This is a genomic window from Vibrio sp. 10N.222.52.B7 (assembly GCF_041474275.1).
Taxonomy (GTDB): Bacteria; Pseudomonadota; Gammaproteobacteria; order Enterobacterales; family Vibrionaceae; genus Vibrio; species Vibrio crassostreae_C.
In genome coordinates this window covers 1-514 of the sequence record NZ_JBFRTU010000415.1, presented here as the reverse complement: position 1 = coordinate 514, position 514 = coordinate 1, and the positions used below count along the sequence as shown (strand labels likewise).

The window sequence follows — 514 nt, the reverse complement described above, 5'->3', positions numbered from 1 at the left end:
TGTAGTTCCGCCAACTTTTTTCGTTACCACTGTTTCGATGAAGTCATCGTAATCACTGTAGTAAGCCGCAATTTCAGACGATGAAGCCTGTGTATTATGACGGTAACCTAGCTCATAAGAAATACTGGTTTCTGACTTAAGATCTGGGTTTGGATCGTTTACGTAACCATGTCCTGGGTTGTCATACGTGTAGTACAGTTCATCGAAAGAAGGGGCTCTAAAGCCTTGGCTAATTTGGCCAAAAATGGTGCCTGTATCAGTAAGTTTGTATGTTGAGCCTAGGCGTCCAGTTACCGCAGAATCAGAGAAGTCCGTAAGTGACTCACCTGTATTTTTACCAGGGTCTGTAGAGAAGTGATCGAAACGAACACCTGGAGTAACAATAAGTTTGTCGTTCATTAGGCTAATTTCGTCTTGTACAAACAGACCAAATTTTTGCTCTTTAGCATCAGGAGTGTATACATAGAGCTTATCATCAGTCGCAATATCAGAGTTGTACTCCATATTGGTACTG

1 protein-coding gene is annotated in these 514 nt (G+C 41.6%); it reads right to left on the bottom strand.

Features of this window, described 5'->3' with window-relative positions; genetic code table 11:
* Positions 1-514: TonB-dependent receptor domain-containing protein (locus tag AB4512_RS23470; RefSeq protein WP_372175928.1), on the bottom strand; the 514-nt coding region annotated here is incomplete at both ends.